The sequence below is a fragment of the Paenibacillus sp. P4_E11 genome, assembly GCF_056401635.1.
Genome location: NZ_JBFUIX010000297.1, coordinates 1 through 2,950, shown reverse-complemented (window position 1 = coordinate 2,950; position 2,950 = coordinate 1). Strand labels below are relative to the sequence as shown.

Annotated in this window: 3 protein-coding genes; all 3 read left to right on the top strand. The window is 48.0% G+C overall.

What is annotated here, in order from left to right; translation table 11 throughout:
• The coding region (gene guaB / locus AC1DWB_RS33075) for an IMP dehydrogenase (RefSeq protein ID WP_477545335.1) at positions 1–778 on the top strand (778 nt) is incomplete at its 5' end.
• 170 nt (positions 779–948) lie between these two features.
• Positions 949–2,253 carry a D-alanyl-D-alanine carboxypeptidase family protein gene (locus AC1DWB_RS33070; protein WP_477545334.1) on the top strand — a complete coding sequence of 435 codons (1,305 nt, stop codon included), beginning with the start codon at positions 949–951 and terminating at the stop codon, positions 2,251–2,253.
• A gap of 102 nt (positions 2,254–2,355) precedes the next feature.
• Positions 2,356–2,950, top strand: a 595-nt coding sequence (locus AC1DWB_RS33065) for a beta/alpha barrel domain-containing protein (protein ID WP_477545333.1), incomplete at its 3' end; no start/stop codon positions are given.

Below are 2,950 nucleotides of genomic sequence, written 5' to 3'. Positions count from 1 at the left end.
CTCTAAGGATGCCTTAGAACGGGCTACAGCGCTTGTGAAGGTAGGAGCGGATCTCGTCGTTGTCGACTCCGCACACGGGCATCATATTAACATTGTGGAGACTGTTCGTAAGCTGAGACACACGTTCCCAGACTTGACGATTGTAGCAGGCAATGTGGCAACAGGGGAAGCTACCCGGGATTTGATCGAGGCAGGAGCCTCTATTGTCAAAGTAGGAATGGGGCCGGGTTCCATCTGTACGACTCGCGTTATTGCTGGTATCGGGGTTCCGCAGATTACTGCGATCTACGATTGCGCTACAGTTGCTAAGTCATACGGCGTACCGATTATAGCCGATGGTGGGGTCAAATACTCAGGTGAGATCACTAAAGCGATAGCAGCAGGTGCTGATGCGGTGATGCTCGGTAGTTTGTTCGCCGGGACAGAAGAGAGCCCAGGGGAGTCAGAGATATTCCAGGGTCGTCAGTTCAAAGTGTACCGGGGAATGGGTTCGATCGGTGCGATGAAGGAAGGCAGCAAGGACCGTTATTTTCAAGAAAACGAGTCTAAGCTTGTCCCTGAAGGGATTGAAGGCCGTGTTCCTTACAAAGGACCATTGAAGGATACGATTCATCAATTGGTTGGTGGCTTGATTCAGGGGATGGGCTATTGTGGCACCAGAACGATTCAAGAGCTTAAGAACGATACGCAGTTCATTCGCATTACAGGTGCAGGCTTGAGAGAAAGCCATCCACACGATGTGCAGATTACGAAGGAAGCACCGAACTATTCGATGTAACTCCGGATAATTTCAAGTCAATACAATAAGAGGCTCGACCCTTGTCGAATATGGCGGGGGACGAGCCTTTTGTATTGTAAAAGGTATCCTGTTCGTTATTAACTTTTGTCCCCTACCCCTGTATGTTACAATAAGAGAAACTATGACTAGGATAGGGAGTTGGGAGAAGCGTGTCGGAAAGTAATAAGAAGCGCAAAATATTCGGAATCATTGGTAGCAGCGTACTTGGACTTCATATGATGCAATTGTTTCTATATGCTCCGCAAGCTCAAGCGGCCGATCCGGTAGATTTGAAGCTGGCGGCCAAGGCCGGCATTGTGATGGAAGCCACAACCGGACAAGTGCTGTATGAACTGAATGCGGATGAGATATTGCCGCCTGCGAGTATGTCCAAGATGATGACCGAATATATCGTGATGGAAACGATCAAGTCGGGTAAAATCAAGTGGGATGATGTAGTTACGACTAGCCGGTATGCGGCTGATGTAATCGGATCCGGGGATTTGCTAGCATATGGAGAGAAGTCCACCGTGAAGGATCTGTTCGGGGCAATGTCGATCTATTCGGCGAATGACGCTACGGTAGCGTTAGCGGAATATGTATCTCAAACGGAGGAAAACTTCGTCGATCTCATGAACGCCACGGCCAAGAAGCTAGGGTTCAACCCCAAGTCGCAGTTTATCAACTCCACAGGACTGTCTAGGGCGGATTTGGGTAAATACCAACCGAACAATACGACAGGGGAAACCCAGATAACGGCGCGTGATGCGGCCAAGCTGGCCTACCATATTCTGAATGAGCATAAAGAGGTGTTGGAGTATTCCAGCATTCCAGCTAAGAAATTTCGGGAAAAAGATAAAGATCCGATGATCAATTGGAATTGGATGTTGGAAGGTAATAAGGACAGTGTCAACTTTAAGAAATACGTGTATCCGGGCTTGGATGGGCTCAAGACAGGACATACGGATGAAGCCGGCTACTGTTTCACAGGTACAGCGGTGAAGAATGGCATGCGGCTCATTACCGTTGTAATGGCAACTCCTTCTATGGATCAGCGGTTTGTGGAGACGCGCAAGCTGTTGGATTACGGATTCAATAACTTTGAGATGAAGTCGGTATTGGGCGCGAAGAGTGAAATAGAATCGCTCAAAACCGTGAATATTAAAAAAGGAGTAAAAACACAAGTATCGGTTGCTACGGAGAATGGTATCGATTTTGTGGTGAAGAAAGGGGAGACTCCTCAGATTGAGGTAACCGCCGCTCCTAACGAAGAGGTGAAATCCGCTCCTATTAAGACAGGTGATGCGCTCGGTAAAGTTACGGTTAAATACGCGGGTCTGGAGAAGCAGGTTAACCTGGTATCGACGCAGGATATGGAGAAGGGAAGCTGGTTCCGGTTGTTTTTCCGGGCAATCAAAAACTTTTTCGGTGATGTATTCTCCGGTATTGCAAATGGATTGAAGAACCTCTTCTAATATGTATTGTGAAAACGAAAACCTTGTTGTACAATGAGTTTTTAGAGAACATGACACTAATTAAAGCATAGATCCATCAATGGAATCAGGAGGGCAATTCAAATGGAAACAGGTACATGGCGCGTCAAAAAAGGTATGGCCGAAATGCAAAAGGGTGGCGTCATCATGGACGTCATGAGCGCAGAACAAGCTAAAATCGCGGAGGCGGCCGGCGCATCTGCTGTAATGGCATTGGAACGGGTTCCTTCGGAAATCCGTGCGCATGGTGGAGTAGCCCGTATGGCGGATCCGACCATTCTTGAACAAGTAATGAAAGTCGTCAGCATTCCTGTAATGGCCAAAGCTCGTATCGGTCACTATGTGGAAGCGCGCGTATTGGAAGCACTGGGTGCAGACTACATTGATGAGAGTGAAGTATTAACTCCAGCTGATGAAGTTTTCCATATCGACAAGAAAGAATTCACCGTACCTTTCGTTTGCGGAGCCAAGGATCTTGGTGAAGCGCTTCGTCGGATCGGTGAAGGCGCTGCGATGCTGCGCACGAAGGGTGAACCAGGGACAGGCAATGTGGTCGAAGCCGTTCGTCATCTTCGTATCATCAACGGTCAAATCCGTAGAATTCAGAGCTTACACAAGGACGAACTAATGGTGGAAGCCAAAACGTTGGCTGCTCCTTACGACTTGGTCTTGTATATTC